This is a genomic window from Gemmobacter denitrificans (genome assembly GCF_036964905.1).
GTDB lineage: Bacteria > Pseudomonadota > Alphaproteobacteria > Rhodobacterales > Rhodobacteraceae > Gemmobacter > Gemmobacter denitrificans.
Map to the genome: position 1 here is coordinate 150,238 of NZ_JBALHR010000006.1, position 20,422 is coordinate 170,659.

General features: G+C 63.9%; 17 protein-coding genes and 1 pseudogene. 15 read left to right on the forward strand and 3 right to left on the reverse strand.

Going from position 1 to position 20,422, the window contains the following annotated elements:
• Nucleotides 1–268 precede the first annotated feature (268 nt).
• Nucleotides 269–1,561, reverse strand: coding sequence for a tyrosine-type recombinase/integrase (locus V6590_RS11985; protein WP_335423384.1), 1,293 nt, complete (start codon nt 1,559–1,561; stop codon nt 269–271).
• On the opposite strand from V6590_RS11985, the pseudogene V6590_RS11990 reads away from it, so the two are divergent.
• The 6 genes and pseudogenes from V6590_RS11990 to V6590_RS12015 all read left to right on the forward strand — a co-directional run.
• Nucleotides 1,493–1,798: pseudogene (locus V6590_RS11990) on the forward strand (DUF6915 family protein); the annotation flags it as partial. The gene V6590_RS11985 and the pseudogene V6590_RS11990 overlap by 69 nt on opposite strands.
• Nucleotide 1,799: 1 nt before the next feature.
• On the forward strand, nt 1,800–1,997 hold the full coding sequence (locus V6590_RS11995; protein ID WP_097147500.1) for a hypothetical protein: 198 nt from the start codon (nt 1,800–1,802) through the stop codon (nt 1,995–1,997).
• A 74-nt stretch (nt 1,998–2,071) separates the two neighbouring features.
• Complete coding sequence (locus V6590_RS12000) at nt 2,072–2,491, forward strand: hypothetical protein (RefSeq protein WP_335423331.1); 420 nt, start codon at nt 2,072–2,074, stop codon at nt 2,489–2,491.
• A complete protein-coding gene (locus V6590_RS12005; RefSeq protein WP_335423333.1) occupies nt 2,484–3,128 on the forward strand; it encodes a DUF8835 domain-containing pootine in 645 nt (214 codons plus the stop codon). Before V6590_RS12000 ends, V6590_RS12005 begins: the two co-directional genes overlap by 8 nt.
• 90 nt (nt 3,129–3,218) lie before the next feature.
• Nucleotides 3,219–3,527, forward strand: coding sequence for a type II toxin-antitoxin system TacA family antitoxin (locus V6590_RS12010; protein WP_335423335.1), 309 nt, complete (start codon nt 3,219–3,221; stop codon nt 3,525–3,527).
• Entirely contained in the window at nt 3,528–4,145 is a 618-nt protein-coding gene (locus V6590_RS12015; RefSeq protein ID WP_335423337.1) for a GNAT family N-acetyltransferase, read from the forward strand.
• Nucleotides 4,146–4,252: 107 nt separating this feature from the next.
• Here V6590_RS12015 and V6590_RS12020 read toward each other — a convergent pair whose 3' ends face one another.
• Nucleotides 4,253–4,549, reverse strand: coding sequence for a hypothetical protein (locus V6590_RS12020; RefSeq protein ID WP_161763006.1), 297 nt, complete (start codon nt 4,547–4,549; stop codon nt 4,253–4,255).
• A 177-nt stretch (nt 4,550–4,726) separates the two neighbouring features.
• Between V6590_RS12020 and V6590_RS12025 the strand changes: the two genes are divergently transcribed.
• The 3 genes from V6590_RS12025 to V6590_RS12035 all read left to right on the forward strand — a co-directional run bounded on the left by V6590_RS12025 (nt 4,727) and on the right by V6590_RS12035 (nt 11,426).
• Complete coding sequence (locus V6590_RS12025; RefSeq protein ID WP_335423341.1) at nt 4,727–9,088, forward strand: strawberry notch-like NTP hydrolase domain-containing protein; 4,362 nt, start codon at nt 4,727–4,729, stop codon at nt 9,086–9,088.
• A 3-nt stretch (nt 9,089–9,091) separates the two neighbouring features.
• On the forward strand, nt 9,092–10,123 hold the full coding sequence (locus V6590_RS12030) for a DUF7146 domain-containing protein (protein WP_335423343.1): 1,032 nt from the start codon (nt 9,092–9,094) through the stop codon (nt 10,121–10,123).
• A gap of 370 nt (nt 10,124–10,493) precedes the next feature.
• Entirely contained in the window at nt 10,494–11,426 is a 933-nt protein-coding gene (locus V6590_RS12035; protein WP_335423344.1) for a DUF2493 domain-containing protein, read from the forward strand.
• 225 nt (nt 11,427–11,651) lie between these two features.
• Here V6590_RS12035 and V6590_RS12040 read toward each other — a convergent pair whose 3' ends face one another.
• A complete protein-coding gene (locus V6590_RS12040) occupies nt 11,652–12,422 on the reverse strand; it encodes an IclR family transcriptional regulator (RefSeq protein WP_335423346.1) in 771 nt (256 codons plus the stop codon).
• 133 nt (nt 12,423–12,555) lie between these two features.
• Here V6590_RS12040 and V6590_RS12045 point away from each other — a divergent pair, with 133 nt between their 5' ends.
• The 6 genes from V6590_RS12045 (at nt 12,556) to V6590_RS12070 (ending at nt 20,400) form a co-directional block, all read left to right on the forward strand.
• Nucleotides 12,556–13,491, forward strand: a complete 936-nt coding sequence (locus V6590_RS12045) for a tripartite tricarboxylate transporter substrate binding protein (protein ID WP_335423347.1) — start codon at nt 12,556–12,558, stop codon at nt 13,489–13,491.
• Nucleotides 13,492–13,573: 82 nt separating this feature from the next.
• A complete protein-coding gene (locus V6590_RS12050) occupies nt 13,574–14,155 on the forward strand; it encodes a tripartite tricarboxylate transporter TctB family protein (protein ID WP_335423349.1) in 582 nt (193 codons plus the stop codon).
• Nucleotides 14,152–15,636, forward strand: coding sequence for a tripartite tricarboxylate transporter permease (locus V6590_RS12055; RefSeq protein WP_335423351.1), 1,485 nt, complete (start codon nt 14,152–14,154; stop codon nt 15,634–15,636). The genes V6590_RS12050 and V6590_RS12055 overlap by 4 nt, the downstream gene beginning before the upstream one ends.
• 36 nt (nt 15,637–15,672) lie before the next feature.
• A complete protein-coding gene (locus V6590_RS12060) occupies nt 15,673–16,971 on the forward strand; it encodes an aspartate aminotransferase family protein (RefSeq protein ID WP_335423353.1) in 1,299 nt (432 codons plus the stop codon).
• A complete protein-coding gene (locus V6590_RS12065; protein ID WP_335423355.1) occupies nt 16,964–17,917 on the forward strand; it encodes a phosphotransferase enzyme family protein in 954 nt (317 codons plus the stop codon). The genes V6590_RS12060 and V6590_RS12065 overlap by 8 nt, the downstream gene beginning before the upstream one ends.
• On the forward strand, nt 17,914–20,400 hold the full coding sequence (locus V6590_RS12070) for an FAD-dependent oxidoreductase (RefSeq protein WP_335423358.1): 2,487 nt from the start codon (nt 17,914–17,916) through the stop codon (nt 20,398–20,400). The genes V6590_RS12065 and V6590_RS12070 overlap by 4 nt, the downstream gene beginning before the upstream one ends.
• Nucleotides 20,401–20,422: the final 22 nt, after the last annotated feature.

Below are 20,422 nucleotides of genomic sequence, written 5' to 3' on the forward strand. Positions count from 1 at the left end.
ATAGAGATAGCTGCGTGCCCGAAAGCTGACCGGATAGGTCGGATGGGCCTGCTTGTCACCATTTAGGCAGCCAATTCTGATCGGCAGGGGGCAGCGAACCAATCCCTGATATCCGGCCAACTCTCAATGAACATGGATCGGTATATCAACCGCTTGCGGCGAAAACTTTCAGCCATCGGGATGCGCGCCAGAAATGCCGCATAGTCAGCTTCGTCTGCGTGCTCAAATATGACAGGGAGGTCGACGGCCGATTTTGACGATACATGGGTCACAGAGCCTCTCCGTCCGTTGTTTGCAAAGGACGGTCCAGCCCTAAGGCGTGTCGATACTCTGCGACCACCACGGCGTCGGAAACCCTTGTGTAAATTCTGGTCGATTCCGGCGAGGCATGACCCAATCGCTTCTGTAATGTCAGTTCTCGCATCCCTGCCTCCCACATGCGCGTCGCATGGGTGTGGCGAAGGGCGTGCGGGGTCATCCACGGCTCTCGGATCTCGGCGCGATCACATGCGCGAGCGAAAAGTCGCGCCAGCGCAGAATAGGACAGCGGTTCTTGACGGTTTACGCCTGTGCCGCCGAGCAGGAACACGAAAGGAGCGTCAGCATCACCTGGCCGTTCGTGCATGACGTATGTGTTCAGGGTTTCCAGTGTCTCGCCATCATGCAAATCGACTACGCGCTCGACGCGAGACTTTGATCGCGCGCCCTTTGGATGATCATCGCGGCAGCGCACAAAGATGCGTCTGCGCCCGTAGCCTATATCGGTGAGATGCAACCCGAGAACTTCTCCGGGGCGCAGGCCTCCGTTCAGCATCAGTAATACTAGGCTGCGATCTCGGAGATTGCGCGTGGCGGCCAATAGACCTTCGACCTGTTGCTGACTCATCGGTCTTGGAAGCCGCTGCATGGTCTTGAGGCGCAACTCTCTGACCTCAGACCTCTGCCGTGAAGTCCCTGTCAGAAACGGCCTGTGCTTGTCGCTCACCCGCCAGGATGTTTGATCATGTTTCTTCACGATCGGGTTTGCCCCGCTGAACGCTCCGGTGAAAATCGCCCAACGATAGAAGGCGTCGACCGCCACAAGGGCGCGATTGATCGTGGCGGCTGACAGTCCTTTTGCAACGTGCGCCCCCTCACTCACCACAAGTCTGATCGAAGTGCCCCGGCGCTTGCGGTTTGCGGGCACTGATCGAAGGTGCCCCAAGAAGGCGACGGAGAGTTCTGGGGAGAAGGCGGTCCAATGAGTTCCTTGGGTTGAGAGAAAGGTCCAGAGATGAATGAGGTCGCGCGCGTAGGCGAGGGCGGTGTTGGGCGAATGTGCTTTCGCCAGCAAGTAGGCAGCAAATCGACAGATCGGATCGACTGGATTACCTTTCAAATCCGTCACCAGAATTGTGCCGCCGTTAGCGGAAGCTGTCAGTTTGAACATCAGCGCCTCAAGAGATTCCGGGGTTATGCCGTCCAGCATAGGGCAAAACGCCGCCGCGGGCGTGCTGTCCACATAATCGATGCCAGCAAGGAGATCACGGCTGACTTCCGGCACAGGGCCTTGCGCCACCATGCCGAGGGCATCTTCATGGCCGAGACGATTTTCGGCCCGACCCTCACGCTCTCGACCGGACGCATCATCCCGACCCGCTGGGTCGGCGAGCAGCATGTGAAGGAGGACCTCGGCTTCATCCCGAGTTTTGCCGACTGGGTGAAGGCCATCCGGCCAGAGCCGTGGATGGGCCGGACCGCGCGGATCGAGGCCCTGGTCGATCCGCATCTCGCCTCGCCCGTGGTCGAGGTCAGCTGAGATGACCGATCCGGCCTATCAGCGCCTCGGCCTGCCGGCGACGGCGTCGCCCTATACGGTCCTGCGGGCAGCGGTCCGGGCGCTGCATCCCGACACGCGCGCGGTTCGCGGCTTCCGGGCCGCGCGCAAGCGCTTCTACCGGCAGATGCTCTGCGAGCATACCGCGCGACAGGCGGCGGGCGACACACCAACCGGCTGATCGCCCCAACCACCCGTTCATCCCAATGCAGTGCCCGGCTTCTCGGCCGGGTCTTCCCCATTCAGGAGGTCCCTATGGCGGATTACTTCACCCACTTCTCATGCCTGCTCGATGTCGGTACCCCCGACAATGCGACCCTCGCTCTCGCCCTGTTTCAGGAACTCCGCGCCGCGGATCAGGACGCCGACGACCCGGAGGTCGCGGGGTTCACTCTCGCGCGTCAGGACGCGCCCGAGGGCAGCACCCTCTGGATCCATGACGATGACCACGGCGATGTCGAAGCCGTCATCCGCTTCGTGCTGCGCCTTGCGGAGGAGCTCGATCTCACCGGCCTCTGGGGGTTCCAGTATGCTCTGACATGTTCCCGGCCTCGCCTCGATGCCTTCGGTGGCGGCGCGCATGTCATCGACCTCGGCGCGCGGAGATCCATTGGCTGGACCAGCACGCAAGAATGGCTCGCCGCCGCGCTGAATGGGGAGGACGTCGATGCCTGAAGTCATCTGCACCACCGTCTACCAATTCCCCGAACTCTCGGATGCCGCCAAGGAAAAGGCGCGCAGCTGGTATCGCGAGCTCGGCCCTCACGACGATTGGTGGGACGCGGTCTACGAGGATTTCGAGCGGGTCTGCGAGGTCCTCGGTATCCGCCTGAAGACCACGCCCGTGCGGCTGATGGGCGGCGGGACGCGGGCCAAGCGCTGTATCTGGTTCTCCGGGTTCTGGAGCCAGGGCGACGGGGCCTGCTTCGAGGGTTACTGGTCCCACGCCAAGGGCGCCGCCGCGCGCATCCGGGAATATGCGCCCCTTGATGCCACGCTGCACGGCATTGCCGACCGGCTGCAGGCCATCCAGCGGCGGAACTTCTACCAGCTTGCCGCCGAGGTCAGCCATCGGGGTCGCTACTATCACGAATACACCATGTCGGTGGATGTCACGCGGAACAGTCCGACCTGGCAGCCGCCGACCGAGGACGCGGAAGATATCGTGACCGAGGCGCTGCGCGATCTGGCCCGCTGGCTCTACCGCCAGCTTGAGGCCGAATACGACCACCTCACCTCGGACGAGGCCATCGAGGAAGGGATCACCATCAACGAGTATACTTTCACAGAAGGAGGGCGGCGGTTCGGGTGAGGCGCACCCTTCGAAGAACTTTCCCGACCGCACGCTTGAAACGTACGTCGATGTGGCGTACATATCGACAAGACATTTCAGGAGGCGACCATGCTCGGTTTCCACGATACCACGCGCGCAATCGATGAGCGTAACGAGGCCCGGATGAATTTCCGGACGAAGCCGCGCATCAAGACTGCAATCCAGAAGGCCGCGGCACTGTCCGGCGTCGACGACTCCGTCTTCACGATGAACGCCGCCTATCAGGCCGCGCTGGCAACGATCGCGGCGCATGAACGCACCGTGCTGCAGCCGGTCGATCATGAGGCGTTTTTCGCGGCGCTCGATGCACCAGCTGCGCCGACCGATGCCCTGCGCGCGGCCTTCCGTCGACACAGCGACACGGTTGTGTCGAAGTAAATGGCCACGTCACAACCGGCCGCCTACACCATCGAGCCGTTCGATCCTTCGAAGCATGATCGGGCGGCTTTTTCTTGCGGGGTCGAGCAAGTCGACAACTATTTCCAGAAGACCGCGAACAAGCTCGCCAAGGCGGACAATGTCCGCCTCTATGTGATGGTCGACCCTGACGGGACGGTTATCGGCTTCTATGCCCTGAATGCGCACGCCGTTCAGTTCACGGATCTGCCTGCGAAGTTCGCGCGGACCCGGCCTTCGCATGGCAACATTCCTGCCGCCTATATCTCGATGATCGGGCGGGATCGGAAGTTCAGCGGTGCCGGGTTTGGCGGCGATCTTTTGGTCGACGCCCTACGGCGCATTGCCGTTGCGGCCGACGCCATTGGCGTCGCCGTCGTCATGCTCGATGTGCTCGACTGCGGCGATCCAGACCGCGTTGCGCGCCGCAAGGCGCTTTACGAGAGCTACGGGTTTGAGCCGCTGCCTTCGAACCCGCTCAGAATGTTCCTGTCCGTCAGCACAGTTCGCAAGCTGATCGATGAAGAGGACGACATGCAGAAAAAAGATGCCGCACTCGCGGATCTGGCGCGGCTCGGACAAAAGTTTGACCGAGGTTGAAGTCCTGAAGGTAAAATCTGCCAAACTGTAGGTTGGCAACTACGCTCGGTTTGCCCAACCACGGTATGGCAGGAACTCGGGGAGGCCGGAGCCAGCCGGTGTCGGGATCACTTGTTCCCGTCGATCCACTTCGACATGAGTCCCTTGTCGCGGAAACATTCCTCGGGCACGGCGCGGCGCTTGATCCGAGCGAGTTTCTCCGCGAAGGCCACCTGCTTGGACGTGGGCAGCCGATCCATGTCGGATACCGGCTTCAGCTGGGCCTGCGCATCGATCCAGGCACTCAACGACCGGCGATCCTGCTGAACCTCCCAGGGCAGGAGGGTCTGGTTGCGCAGGGCGAGCGACCGCGCATAGGCGATCTGCTTGGGCGTCGCGGGCAAGGCGTATGTGGTGCTGTCCATGAGGAAACTCCCTTGCTGGCTTGGCTATCAATATAGAACATAACAGGAACAAAATCAAGCTGAGCCTCTGGGACGCGTCGGTTCGAGAGGGAGAGATGGGCGGGGGAAGATCAGGTCTGAGGGTGCCCGAGAGAGGGCGTCCGGGCCTGTCCCTTTCCTTCATCCCGGAGCTTCCCGATGACCTATCTCGCGCCTGTTGCGCCTCCCGTTCCCGTTCCATCGCGCGATCCCGCGCCCGCGATCCTCGCCGTCGCCGGAGCGCTGCAGCCCGACCTGGCCCAAGGCTTCCGGATCGACGCGCTGCGTCTGCGCCTCGAAATGGAGCGCGCCTTTGGCGGTTCCGATGCCGATGGCGCTTGGGACTGGAAGCTCGCTTATGAGGCGGGCGAGGTGGCGCTGGTCCTCTTCCTGCGGAAGTTCGGCCGCGCGATGCTCGCCCGTTCCGGCTCGCCCGCTGCCCTGCTGCCGATCCTCGCCAAAGTGGCGGGCCTCTTGCCCACGCACACCCGGCGCTCGGAGGAAATGGAGCGCTTCCAGCAATTCTCGACGCCGCTGCCCATGGGACTGGCTGCAATGGCGGCAGCGCAGATCACGCCCCGTGACCTCGTCCTCGAGCCTTCGGCCGGGACCGGGCTCTTGGCGATCCTCGCGGAGATCGCGGGAGGCAGTCTGGCGCTGAACGAACTCGCCGAGACCCGCGCCGACCTTCTGCGTGACCTTTTCCCGGAGCGTCCTGTCACTACGTTCGACGCAGACCAAATCGACGATCATCTGGACGTGGGCGTCCGCCCGAGCGTCATCCTGATGAACCCGCCGTTCTCGGCGGTAGCCCATGTCGATGGCCGGACGACCGAGGCGACGGCCCGGCATCTTCGCTCGGCGCTCGCGCGGCTGGCCCCAGGCGGGCGTTTGGTCGCAATCACCGGGACCGGTTTCGCGCCGGATGCGCCGGCCTGGGCGAAAACCTTCAGCCGTTTGACCGAGACGGCGCATCTGGTCTTCACCGGCGCCGTCTCCGGTGCAGCATTCGCCAAACACGGCACCAGCTTCGAGACGCGAATTTCGGTCTTCGACAAATGCCGGGGCGGTGAGAGGGGCGGCATAACCGCCGATCTGGCTCGGCCGATGTCCGTCGATGCGCCGCAGCTCCTCGCTCGGATCGTAGCAGAGGTGCCGCCGCGCTTCGAGATGGATTCGGGCGCCGTCGCTCAATCGCAGCCAGCTTCCCCTTTCCGGGGACTTTCTCCCCGTGCGTCCGGCCCTGCCGCTCGACCCTTCCGTTCCACGGCAACGGCTAAGATGGATGTGCATGTCACCACGCCGGATGCCGAAGACCTCGTCTACACCCTGCGCGAGGCCGCGGACGATCTCGGCGCTGCGCGTCTGTCCGATGCGATCTACGATACCTTCCGCCTGCAGGCCATCGACATCCCCGGCGTGGAACCGCATCCGGCCAAGCTGGTGCAGTCGGCGGCTATGGCGTCCGTTGCGCCCCCCAAACCCTCCTATCGTCCCAAACTGCCCGCCGCCGTGCTACGCGACGGCATGCTCTCCGACGCGCAGCTCGAGACCGTCATCTACGCGGGCGAGGCGCATTCCGCGTATCTCGCGGGGTCTTGGACCGTCGATGGGACCGGCGACATAGTCTCCGCTGCGCCCGACGAGGCCGCGGACGCTGTCCGCTTTCGCCGCGGCTTCTTCCTTGGCGACGGCACCGGAGCAGGCAAGGGCCGCCAGTCGGCCGGGATCCTGCTCGACAACTGGTGCCAGGGCCGTCGCAAGGCGCTCTGGATCTCGAAGAGCGACAAGCTTCTCGAGGATGCACAGCGCGACTGGTCGGCGCTTGGCCAGGAGCGTCTGCTCGTCACGCCGCTCTCGCGCTTCGCCCAAGGCCGCGACATCCCGCTTTCTGAGGGCATCCTCTTCACCACCTACGCCACCCTGCGCTCCGAAGAGCGCGGAGCCAAGAAATCGCGCGTCGACCAGATCGTTGATTGGCTGGGGGCGGATTTCGACGGGGTGATCCTGTTTGACGAAAGCCATGCCATGGCCAATGCCGCAGGAAGCAAGGGCGAACGCGGCGATACGGAGGCCTCGCAGCAGGGCAGGGCGGGCCTGCGCCTGCAGCACAAGCTGCCCAATGCCCGCGTGGTCTACGTCTCTGCCACGGGAGCCACAACGGTGCACAACCTGGCCTATGCGCAGCGGCTCGGCCTCTGGGGCGGCGAGGATTTTCCGTTCGCGACACGGGCGGAATTCGTGCAAGCCATCGAAGCGGGCGGCGTCGCTGCGATGGAGGTTCTCGCCCGCGACCTGCGGTCGCTTGGTCTCTACACCGCCCGGTCGCTCTCCTATGACGGCGTCGAATACGAGATGCTGGAGCATGCGCTGACGCCCGAGCAGCGCGGCATCTATGACGCCTATGCCGGGGCCTTCGCCATCATCCACAACAACCTCGCCGCCGCGATGGAGGCCGCGAATATCACGGGTGAGAATGGCACGCTGAACCGCCAGGCCAAATCCGCCGCCCGCTCCGCCTTCGAATCCGCCAAGCAGCGTTTCTTCGGCCATCTTCTCACCTCTATGAAAACCCCCACCCTCATTGCCAGCATCGAGGTCGATCTCGCGGCAGGCCATGCGGCCGTCATCCAGATCGTCTCGACCGGCGAGGCGCTGATGGAGCGCCGCCTGTCGGAGATTCCAACCGAGGAGTGGAACGACATCCGCGTCGACATCACCCCGCGGGAATACGTCCTGGACTATCTCGCCCATTCCTTCCCGGTGCAGCTCTACGAGCCCTTCACCGACAGCGAGGGCAACCTGTCCTCGCGGCCCGTGGTACGCGACGGCCAACCAGTCGAGTGCCGCGAGGCCGCCCGCAGGCGTGATGCGCTGATTGAGAAGCTGGCCTCGCTGCCGCCCGTTCCGGGGGCGCTCGATCAGATCGTCCAGCGCTTCGGTACCGACCTCGTGGCCGAGGTCACGGGCCGGTCGCGCAGGATTGTCAGGAAGGGCGAGGGCGCTGCCGCGTGCCTCGTCGTGGAAAGCCGGGCTGGCTCGGCCAACCTCGCGGAAACCTCCGCCTTCATGGATGATCAGAAGCGCATCCTGATCTTCTCGGATGCCGGCGGCACGGGTCGGAGCTACCATGCCGATCTTGGGGCAAAGAACCAGCGTTTGCGGGTGCATTACCTCTTGGAACCGGGCTGGAAGGCGGACGCGGCCATCCAGGGCCTCGGCCGAACCAACCGCACCAATCAGGCGCAGCCGCCGCTCTTTCGGCCGGTGGCGACGGATGTGAAGGCAGAGAAGCGGTTCCTTTCGACCATCGCGCGCCGCCTCGACACGCTGGGGGCCATCACGCGGGGCCAGCGCCAGACCGGCGGACAGGGGCTGTTCCGCCCCGAGGACAACCTCGAGTCGCCTTACGCTCGCGATGCCCTGCGCCAACTCTACCGCCGCATCTATCGCGGCGATGTGGCTGGCTGCTCGCTCGGGGCTTTCGAGGATGCCACCGGTCTGAGCCTGACCGATGATAACGGTCTGAAGGATGATCTGCCCCCGATCACCACTTTCCTCAATCGCCTGCTCGCGCTGACGATCGAAATGCAGGCCGTGCTCTTCTCGGCCTTCGAGGACCTCCTCGACCAACGGATCGAGGGCGCCATCGCGGCCGGTGTCTACGACCTCGGGCTCGAGACGCTACGTGCCGAGAGCTTCCGCGTCACGGATGCGCGGGTGATCTACACCCATCCCGGCTCTGGCGCAGAAACCCAGCTTCTCACCATCGCGGAAAAGCGGCGCAATGCTCCGACTTCGCTGGCGGATGCGCTCGACTGGCTCGATGACACTAGGGCAAGGCTTCTGATCAACAGCCGCTCTGGCCGGGCGGCAGTGCAGGTCCCCGCCACCAGCCTGATGCTGGATGACGGCACCATCGAGCCCCGCCTGCGGTTGATCCGTCCGACCGAAGCCAGCACAGTCCCGGCCAAGATCATGGACGACACCAACTGGTTGGAGGCCGACCGCTCGGCCTTCGCCACCGCCTGGACCGCGGAATTGGCTGAGGTGCCGGAGTTCAGCGAGACCACGCTGCACATCGTGGCGGGTCTTCTGCTGCCGATCTGGAAGCAGCTCCCCGAGGACGAAACCCGCGTCTACCGCCTGCAGACCGATGACGGCCAGCGCATCATCGGCCGCCGCGTCTCGCCCGCCTGGGTCGCGACCACGCTGGCAGATGACGCGCCGGAACTGACGGCAGCGCAGGTCCATGCCCTCGTACTTGAGGGCAAGACGGTCGTGCGGTTGGCTGAAGGGATGGAGTTGCACCGCTCCCGTGTCATGGGCGTGAACCGCATCGAGATCACCGGCTTCACCGAGGCCGCCAAAGACCGCCTCAAGGCCTATGGCTTCTTCTCTGAAATCATCGTTTGGAAGCTGCGTCTCTTCTGCCCAACGGACTCGGGCGGCATTGCCGTGCTGGATCGTCTGCTTGCACGTTGTCCTGTGACAGGACTACATGCACGCGGGGGTTGTTAAGCCATGTATTTCGAGACCGAAGATGTGATCCGCGCTTTGGCGGAGAATGCCGAAGGCGTGTGTCGCGCCTACCTTCCCGCCGGACGGCGGGAAGGGTCCTACTGGATCGTGGGCGACCTGCAGAACAACCCCGGCCGGTCGCTTTTCGTGCGGCTGACCGGACCAGTCTTGGGGCCTGGTGCGGCGGGAAAGTTCACGGACGGTGCCACGGGCGAGCACGGTGATCTTCTCGACATCATCCGCGTGAGGACCGGGATCTCCCGCTTTCCCGATCTTCTGGCCGAAGCGCGGGCGCATCTTGGCCGTCCGCAGCCGGCCCTCCCGGTTGCGCCAGTGCCAAGGAAGGCAAAGGCGCCTGGTGGCACGCCAGCAGCGGCGTCGCGGCTCTTTGCAGCCTCGATGCCGATCGCAGGCACGCTTGCCGACACCTACCTCCGCTCCCGGGGCCTGACCCACGGCGGCATGACGAGTGCTCTGCGCTTCCACCCGAAGTGTTGGCATCGGGATGAGGGGCAGACCCGGAGCATCCCCAGACCAGCACTCATCGCCGCGGTCACCGATCGGGCAGGGGCCTTGCAGGGCGCGCATCGTACTTGGTTGGCACCTGACGGACAGGGAAAGGCGGCTGTCGACACACCGCGGCGTGCCATGGGTCACCTCCTCGGCAATGCCGTCAGGCTGACCCCGCATGACGACATCCTCGTCGTCGGCGAAGGCATCGAGACCATGCTGTCGCTCGTCGAAGCTGTGCCCGGCCTTCCCGTCTGGGCGTCGCTCTCGTCGGGTCACCTCGGGGCGGTCCTGCTGCCGGAGGGGCTTCAGCGCCTTTACATCGCCATCGACAGCGATCCGGCTGGGCAGCGCGCGGCAGAGAGGTTGAGCGCCATAGCCACCGAGGTCGGGGTGCCCGTTCGGGTTCTGGAACCGCAGCTCGGGGATTTCAACGATGATCTCCGGGCGAACGGCAAAGAGGCGCTACGCCAGCATCTGGCAATTCAGATCGGGCCCGAGGATCGGCATCGCCTGTTCGGCTGATCCGCATCGCGCATGTGGCGGACCAGGGATAGCGGGGCAGGGGTCACGGAGTCCTGACGTGGCTGTGGATCGTCGCTTTGCCTCTTCCCGGGCAATCTCATCCACCCGTCTCCCGAGCGGCCTTCAAGAGATGGGCAGGCGGCCGTCAAAGGTGCCGCCCCTTCAAGGACGGGGGGCGACTGATTTCCGCCGGCGGGGAAAAGCCCCGCCTTTGCATCGCGAAAGACAAATCAGCCGCCCCCCGTCCTCCTCCACATGCGTTCCGGCCCCGAAGGCGGGGTGAAGGGGCGTCCCCCGTGACGGCTTTCGCAGCCCATGAAGGCCGCGCGGGATGACGCGCGGACGAGACCGGCCCGGAGGCAAGAAACCGATGACGATCCACACCCACGACGACGCGTATGAACCCGCCCACACCGCATCCCAGACCGCCCATGCGCTCGACGAGCTGCAGCTCTATGGCTACCGCCCCTTTGACGAGCCCGATCCGCGCCCGATGCCCGATGGACAGCGCCTCGCGGTCGCCGTCGCCGACATCTTCGATGCCCTCGTCGCGACCCTGGAAGACACCCGCATGGAACCCGACCTCGAAGAGGTGCTCTGGGGCCAGGTCAACCTCTTCCACCGCGCCACGGCCCGGATCGAGCGGTCGCTCGATGAGAACGAGCAGGCGCAGCGCCGCCTCCAGCGTGAGCAGGACGGCTCCGAGGTGAAATCCACAGAGCTTGAGCGCCTGACGGCCGAAGGCCTGACCCTCATCGAACGGCGCAACTGCATGGACATGATGCGCGATCACGCCGCCACCGAGTTCGTCCATCACACGGGATCGACCTGGCGGCCCCGCACCGGCTCAATGGTGAACCGCCAGCACATGACCGCAGCGCTGATCGACAGCCGCGACTTCTTGGCCGCCAAGCGCCGCGCGGAGACCGAGGTGATGCTGCCCGCAGGTCCCAAGGTCGCCCTCACCGGTGGGACCGACTTCAACGATCACCGCCTGATCTGGGGCAAGCTCGATCAGGTCCGGACCAAGTATCCCGACATGGTCCTTCTGCACGGGGGCAGCCCGAAGGGCGCAGAACTCATCGCCGCCAAATGGGCCGAGTCCCGGGGCGTGACGCAGGTGGCCTTCAAGCCCGACTGGGCTAAGCATGCCAAGGCTGCCCCCTTCAAGCGCAACGATGCCATGCTGGACGTGCTGCCTGTGGGCGTCCTCGTCTTCCCGGGCAATGGCATCCAGGAGAACCTCGCCGACAAGGCAAAGAAGCTGGGCATCCCGGTCATGAAGTTCGAGAAAGGGGCGTGAGCCCCCTCAGTATCCGCTTCCGGCCCAAAGCAGACGGTCACGCGCTGGAAAAGAGCCTGCACAAAGGGATACCGACAGCTCGATAACCCCACGATCGGGTCGAGCCATCTGTTGCCAAGGAAGAGTGGGCGTTTGCGGTTCAGATCCAACCGCCTGCAATCTCTCCTCATTCTTCCCGGCATTTGCTGTCATCAACGTGCGTGAGCGTCACGGGCTGGAGGCGCACTATGCCCCAGCACGCTTCACCTCGGGCAGCTTGCCACCGAAGGCACGGGTTGCGGTGTTGGCCGCGCTGACAACCGCGCGGATCAGGTTGTCATGGTGGGAGTCTTCCAGGCGGCTTCGCACGCAGGCCAGGCCAATGGTCGCAATGACCTTGCCATGCCAGTCAAACACTGGCGCTGCAAACCCTGCTGTGTCCACTTCGAATCCGCCGATCGAACAGGCGTAGCCCAATTTACGCGCTTCACGGATGCGCGCGTGCAGTTCTTCGCGGCTTGCGGTTTCGGCGGTGTAACGCTTGTCTGACGTTCGCGCCAAAAGACTCTCAGCCTCGTCCCGCGGCAGATGTGCCAGATAGACGACGCCCGATGCCGTCGCGTGAAACGGCAGAACCTGCGTCGGGTCGATCCAGACGCGGGTGGATCGGTTCGGTTCACACAGCGCGATGGTGGTCAGCCCGGCCTCTGACGCCAGCGAGGCATGGCCGGATTCCCCGGTCTCTTCGGACAGGCGGTCCACGATCGGTTGCAGGGTCGAGATCATCGGGAAGGACGTCTCGCGGATTCGTGCAAGGCGGAGAATCGCTGTCCCAAGCCGATATTTCCGGGTGTCGGGATGCTGTTCCAAAAGACCGCCCGCGACCAACGAGTTCAAGACCCGCATCGCTGTCACTTTGTCCAATCCGGAGGCCTTGGCGATATCGACAAGGCGGAACTCGGGGGCCTCTGTCGTGAAAAGGTTCAATAAATGCATGGCCTTGTCGATTGTCTTCATCGACTGGGCGCGTTTGGGGGCGGCTGAATCCACGACTGAGACCCTGACGGAATGAATTATTGACAGACCATATCATTGTCGTAACAATATAGTCAATCAAGTTGATAATAATGAAACAACACGGGAGATCAAGATGAAAAGCCTTGTAAGCGCCACATTCGCGCTGCTGGCCACGGTGAGTGGCGTAACCATGGCGCTGGCGGAATATCCTGAGCGTCCGGTGTCGATCATCGAACCCTGGCCGCCCGGCGATGTGGACGACCAGTTGCTGCGCGTGATCGCGGAAGTCTTCACCCAGGAAACCGGCGTTCCGGCCAAGGTGGTGAACCGCCCCGGCGGATTTGGGCTTGAGGGTGCGGCGTCGGTCCTGTCTTCGCCCGCGGATGGGTACACCATCGGCAGCTTTCTGATCGACATCCCGACCAGCTATCCGATCCTTGGCATCGCGCCCTATGCGCGCGAGGATATGGAGGTCATCGGCCTGAACATGAACTTCCCCTTCATGCTGGCCGCGCGCAAGGATGCGCCATACAACAACCTGGCCGAGCTTGCGGCCTATGCCAAGGACAACCCGGTCAGCTTTGGCCATTTCGGGTTCGAGACGATCCCGGCGCAGCAGACCTTTGAGGCGGCGCGCCAGCTTGGGTTCAGTTTCAGCACCGAAACCGGCTATGAGGTGACGGATTGCACCACGCTGAGCAACGGCGATGCTGACGTGATCAACACCACGGTCGCACTGGTTCTGGCCTGCAAGGACGATGTCAAGGCAATCGCCGCCTATACCGAAGCGCCGCTTTCCGTGTTCCCCGATGGCCCGCTTTTGCGCGACCAGATCAGCGGGCCGACCTTTACGCTGTGGTCGGGCATTTTCGTTCCGAAAGGCACCCCGCAAGAGGCAAAGGACAAGCTGGCCGCGATCATCGAAAAGGCCATGCAATCCGATCAGGCCAAGCAGATTGCCGAAACGACCGGCGCTGAAATCTACTGGCAGCCTGCAGCCGAAGCGCAGGCGCGGATCGATGCGGACTTCGAGGCGGTCAAGGCTCTTTTCGCCAAGATGAAGCAGTAACGCCCTTTCGAAGGGATTGAGCAAAACCGGTGCGGCCCACGCAAGGGCCGCGCCCAGCTTCTTGCGCGCTGGAGTGAGCCAGATGTCCGATCACATCGACCACATTGCGACCATTGCCGATGCGGATTCCGAGGCCTTTGAAGAGGATGTCATCCCCGAGGCAAGCCAGCTTGCCATGACCCATTTCTGGGTCTTCGCGCTGGTGGCGTTGGCGGTTCTGCCCTGGGCCACAGTGCCGGGCAAGCGCGACCTCGGTTGGGTGCAGGAGCCCTGGTCCTGGCCGTTCATCACGCTGAGCTTCGGCCTGATTGGCGGTTTCGGCCCCTTGCGGGCCTATCTGCGCGACCGGCGCAAGCCCGGTTTTTCCGCCAAGGCCAGCCTTGCCTTCGAAGGTATGGGGCGGGCGATGATCTATGCGCTTGGCTTCATGGCCTATATCGCGGGCGTTGCGTTCCTTGGCTTCACCATCGCCTCTGTGATCTTCATGCAGTCGCTTCTCTATATCTCGGGCCTGCGCGGGAGGCGGTGGGTTGTGACCGGCCTTGCAGTGGTTGCGGTGATCGTACTGGCCTTCCGGGTGGGCCTTGGCATCTGGTTCCCGCTGCCGCCCGTCATGCAGCTTTTCCCCGACTGGGTCGGCAATTCCTTGGGTGAATACCTATGATCGATTCCATCCTTCTCGGCTTTCAGGAAGTCGCGCAGTGGCAGGTGATCCTTGCCCTCTTGATCGGCGCCATGGCCGGTATCCTTGTCGGCGCCGTTCCGGGCATGGAGCCTGCGGGCGCCATGGCCATCGCGCTGCCCTTTTCCCTGACGATGGAACCCCTGCCCGGCATCATCCTGCTTCTGGGCTGTTATGGCGGGGCCTGGTATGGCGGGGCGATCCCGGCGATCCTGATCCGGGTGCCGGGAACGCCGGTCAACGTCCTGACCACCTATGACGGCTACCCCCTGGGCCAGAAGGGACAGCCGATGCGGGCGCTTTCGCTGGCCTATTCCTCGTCCTTTGTCGGCGGGATCCTTTCGGTCATGGCTTTGGTCTTCCTTGCGCCCTTCATGGCGAAGGTCGCCGAAAAATTCGGCCCGCCGGAATTTGCCATGGTCATGCTTCTGGCGACGATTTCGGTGATCCTTGCCCATCACCAGAACATCCGCGGCGCGATCCTGACCTTTGGCATCGGGGCCTTTCTGGGAACCGTCGGCTTTGAAAGCCCGCACCACACATTGCGCTATACCTTTGGTCAGGATTGGCTGACCGGCGGTATTCCCATGGTGCCCATGGTGATCGGGCTTTTCGCCATCAGCCAGGCCTTTGTTCTACTGGAGACCAAATCGCCGCCAAAGGTGCCGAAGGACCTGAACACCACCGGCCGTTTCGCCGGGTTGTTCGAGGTGTTCAAATATCGCGCCACCGTCATCCGCTCCAGCCTGCTGGGTCTGGTCATGGGGCTGTTGCCGGGAGTGGGTGAGTTCGGCGCTCAATTCCTGTCCTATTCGCTGGCACGGCGGTTTTCGAAGAAACCCGAAGAGTTCGGCAAGGGTTCACCCGAAGGGCTGGTCGCCTCGGAAGTGTCGATCAACGCCTGCACCTCGACTGTTCTTGTGCCGCTTTTGTCGCTGGGCATCCCGGCCGATCCCTTGATGGCGATGCTCTTGGCGGTGTTCATGATCCACAACATCATCCCCGGCCCACAGCTGTTCGCCGAGCATCCCGACTTTATCTCGGGTCTCTATATCTCGTTGTTTCTGCTGAATATCTTCGTGATGATCCTGCTCTTGGCCTTTACCAAACATGTGGTGAAACTGTCGTCCATCACGCCCCGGATGATCGGGGCGACGATCATGATCCTTGGCTTCATCGGCACCTATACGCAGAACTTCCGGGTGACAGACGGGCTTTTCACGCTCGCCTTCGCCATCGTCGGACGCTTCATGCTGAAGAACGGGATCCCGGCCTTCCCGATGGTCGTGGGGCTGGTTCTGGGGCCAATGCTGGAGGGTCGGATCAAGCAGGCGCTTAGCATATCGGCGGGTGATCCGACGATCTTCCTGACCCGGCCGATTGCGGCGGCCTTTCTTGGGCTGGCGATTGCGGCGGTCGTGGTCTTTTCGTGGAACCACCTCCGGCACGCCAAGGCCAGATAGGCTGTCCGTCCTTTCCCCATACGCAGGAGTACCCCCTTGGCCAGTACCGCCGATCTCATTGCCCGTCGCGCCCGGCTTCTTGGGCCCAATGTCTCGACCTTCTACGATGACCCTGTGCATCTGGTGCGGGGCGAAGGGGTCTGGGTCTGGGATGCCGAGGGCCGCAAGTATCTGGATTGCTACAACAATGTGCCGCACGTCGGCCATTGCCACCCCTATGTGGTCGAGGCGATCTGCCGGCAGGCCTCCACGCTGAACACCCATACCCGCTATTTGCACGAAGGCATCCTTGACTATGTCGAACGTCTGACCGCAACCTTTGAGGACGATCTTTCGACCGCGATCATGGTCTGCACCGGGTCCGAAGCGAATGACATCGCGCTGCGCATGGCCGAGGCGGTGACGGGCAAGCGGGGCGTGATTGCAACCGATCACACCTATCACGGCAACACCACCGCCGTATCGCAACTGTCGCGCACCAATATCCCGGCGACGGGCGATGGCAGCCATGTCCGCCACGTTCCCGCGCCCGACAGCTATCGCCCCTTGGGCGGCGAGGGTGGGGCGGCGCATGCGCAGGCCTTTGCCGCCGCCGTCCGCGCCGCGATTGATGATCTTGAAGCCTCGGGCCACGGCTTTGCAGGCATCGTTCTCTGCCCGGCCTTCCTGAACGAAGGCTTCCCCTTGTTGGAGCCGGGCTGGCTGGAGCCTGCCTTGGCCGAGGTGCGCCGCGCGGGCGGCCTCTTCATCGCTGATGAGGTGCAGCCGGGCTTTGGCCGCAATGGCGAGCGGTTCTGGGGCCACCAGCGCATCGGGGCTGTGCCGGATGTGGTGACGATGGGCAAGCCGATGGGCAACGGCCACCCGGTCGCCGCCGTGGTGACCCGGCCCGATATCATGGCGGCCTTCCGCAAATCATTCCGCTATTTCAATACCTTCGGCGGCAATCCGGTGTCCTCGGCCGCCGCCGCCGCCGTTCTGGATGTCATTCAATCGGAAGGCTTGCAGGAAAATGCCCGGGTCGTCGGCGCCTATGCCAAGGCCGGTTTGGCGAAACTGGCCGACACATATGAATGGATCGGCGATGTGCGCGGCTATGGCCTGTTCTTCGGGGCCGAGATCGTTCTGGACCGCAAGACCAAGGCCCCGGCCCCGGCCTATGTCGCCCGCGTCGCGAATGAGATGCGGCGGCGCGGCGTGCTGCTGAACCGGTTGGGCATTCACTACAACACGCTGAAAATCCGCCCGCCGATGCCGTTTTCCACCGCCCATGCCGACATGCTTTTGGGGCTTCTGGACGAGGTGATGGGCGAATTGGGGGCCCCCGATGCCTGATCTGGTGCGACAGGCCCTGACCGCCTGGGGGTTTGAAGATTGCCCCGCCGCGCTGATCGCGGCGCGGGAAAATCAGGTGTTTCGGGTGGAAACCCGGGATCGCCCGCTGGTCCTGCGCCTGCATCGCCCGGGTTACCGCAGTCAGGCCGAGCTGACCTCGGAGCTGGACTGGATGGCGGAACTGACCCGCGCGGGCCTGCGCGTGCCCCAGCCGATCCCCACCCTCACCGGCGCGCGCTGTATCGAGGTCGCGGGACACTTGGTGGATATGCTGAGCTTTCTGGATGCCCGGCCGCTGATGGCGGGCGGGCATTGGAACGCCGAGGCCGATCCTTTGGACACGGCCCGGCAAACCGCGGTGACGCTGGCCCGGCTGCACCAAATTTCCGACCAATGGTGCCTGCCGGAAGGCTTCACGCGCCCCGCATGGGATGCGGCGGGGCTTGTTGGCGAGGCACCGGTCTGGGACAGGTTCTGGGAAAACCCCCGGCTGAGTGCTGTGCACGCCAGACTTTTCACCGCGCTACGCGACCGCGCGGCGGCCGAACTGGCGGCCATCGGGCCAAGCCTTGACTATGGGCTTATCCATGCCGATGCCGTGCCGGAAAACGTCCTTCTGGCCAAGGACGGCGTCTATCTGATTGATTTCGATGATGGCGGCTTTGGCTTTCGCCTCTTCGATCTGGCGACCACAGCCAACCGGCTGGACCGCCACGATCCCTCGGGCCGTGCAAGCGAGGCCTTTCTTTTGGCCTATCAACAGGCCCGACCGACCGATCTGACAGCCCTGCCGCTGTTCCGCGCGCTGCGTGCCCTGACTTATGTCGGCTGGGTGATGACCCGCCTTCACGAACCCGGAGCCGAGGCGCGCTGCGCCCGCTTCATCACCGAGGCCGAACATCGCGTTTCGGCCTGTTTCGATGCCATCCAAGGACCATTCGCATGACCCAAACCGCCCCAACCCCGCTTCTCCCCCTGCCGAACCAAGCCGAAGTCGTCGTCATCGGCGGCGGGATTATCGGTGTGTCGACGCTGTATCATCTGGCAAAGAAGGGCGTCAGTTCGGCGGTGCTGGTGGAGCGCAAGACGATTGCTTCGGGCACCACATGGCACGCGGCAGGGATCGTCGGGCAGCTGCGCGAAAGCGCCGGGCAGACTGAGCTGTCGCGCTATACCGCGCGGCTGTTCACCGAATTGGAAATCGAGACCGGGCAGGCGACCGGCTACAAGCAGAATGGCACGCTGCATGTGGCGCTGTCGGACCTGCGGCAGGAACAGTTGCGCCGCAACCATGACCACGCGGGGCGCATGGGCATTGAAAGCCACCTTCTGCGGCGTGAGGAAGTGGCCGAGCTTTACCCCCACCTGCGGGTTGATGACGTTCTGGGCGGTTTCCATGTGCCGTCAAACGGGCAGGTAAACCCGCTTGATGTGACGCAGGCCATGGCCAAGGGCGCGCGGGCGCGCGGCGCGCAGGTGCTGGAAAACACCGCCGCGACCCGCATCCTGACCAAGAATGGCCGCGTCTCGGGGGTCGAGACGGATCGCGGGGTGATCGCCACCGAAAAGGTCCTGCTGGCGGGCGGCATGTGGACCTCGCGCTTTGCCGCCGCCCATGGCGTCACCGTGCCCCTGCACGCGACCGAACATTTCTACATCGTGACCGAACCGATGGAGGGTCTGTCCCGCCAGATCCCCGGTCTGATCGTGGCCGAGGAACGGCTTTACACCAAGGAAGACGCGGGCAAGCTGTTGATCGGCGGGTTCGAGGCCAAGGGCAAGGCCTGGGGCCGCGAGGGCATTCCCGAAAGCTTCGAGTTCGACGAGTTGCCCTTTGACATGGACCATGTCGAGCCGATGCTGGAACGCGCCTTCTCGCGCTTTCCCTTCCTTGAAACGACCGGCATCCACACCTTTTTCAACGGGCCGGAAAGCTTTACCCCCGATGGCCGCCCCTATCTGGGCCCGGCCCCGGAAATGCCGGGGCTGTGGATCGCGGCCGGGATGAATTCGAACGGCATCCTGAACGGCGGCGGCTTTGGGCTGACCATGGCGGCCTGGATGACCGATGGCATGCCGACCCGCGCGGTGGGGGCGATGCTGGCCGCGCGCGCGCACCCCTTCCAGATGAACCGCGCCTACAATGCCGAACGGGCCGAAGAATCCATCGGCTTTCACTATGGTCTGCAATGGCCGGGCCGCCAGATCACCTCGGCGCGCGGCATCCGGCGGGTGCCGCTGCATGACCGGCTGGTGGCCGAAGGCGCGGTGATGGCCGAACGGATCGGCTGGGAAATCCCGATGTATTTCGACCCTTCGGGCAAGGGCTGGTCTGACCGCCCAAGCCTTGGCTGGCAGGATTGGTCACCCTTTGTGGCGGCAGAGTCCAAGGCGGCGGCAGAGGCCGCCGTGCTGATCGACCAGTCGATGTATGCCAAGATCATCGTGCAGGGGCCGGATGCGGTCCGGGCGCTGAACCATGTCTCGGGCGCGGAAATGGATGTGGCGGTTGGAACCTCGGTCTATACCCAGTTCCTGAACGTAAACGGCGGGATCGAGGCGGATGTCACCGTCACCCGCCTTGCCCAGCAGCAATTCCTTGTCGTCACCGGCCACCCCAGCCAGATCCGCGATCAGGCGCTGATCCGCGCCCATGCGCACCCCGACTGGCGCTTTGAAATCTTTGACGCCACCTCGGCCTATGGGCTTTTGACGATCCACGGGCCGAAATCGCGCGCCATCCTGCAATCCCTTTCGGGTGATGACCTGTCAAACGCCGCCTTCCCCTTTGGGGCCGCGCGCGAGATCGATCTGGCCCATGCCCGGGTCTGGGCGATCCGGCGGTCGTTCCTCGGCGAACTCGGCTATGAACTCTTGATGCCGACCGAATTTTCCGCCCATGTCTATAAGGCGATGATGCAGGTCGGGCGGCCGCAGGGCTTGCGCCTTGCAGGCATGTTCGCGCTGGGAGCCTGCCGGTTGGAAAAGGCCTTCCGCCACTTTGGCCATGATATCGGCGAGGAAGACACGCCCTATGAAACCGGGCTTGGCTTTGCCGTGAAACTCGACAAACCCGATTTCGTGGGCAAGGCCGCGCTGGCCAAGCAAAAGGCCGAACAGGGCGCGGCGACCCGGCATCGCACGGTGGCCATTCTGGTCGAGGGGGCTACGGCAGAGGCCGGGCCTTACCTCATGCACAACGAACCGATCTGGCGGGGCGGCGAGATCGTCGGCCATGTCACCTCGGGCGGATGGGGGTTCCGGTTGGGCGCGATGGTGGGGCTCGCCTCGCTGCACCATGAGGCGGGCGTCAGCAAGGCCTGGATCGAGGAAGGCGGCTTTACCGCCCAAATCGCCGGGGTGCACTATCCGATCAAGGCGCAATTGCAACCCTTCCACGACCCGGAAGGCCGGATCATGCGGGGATGACGGCAAGGCAGGGGGGAGAGAC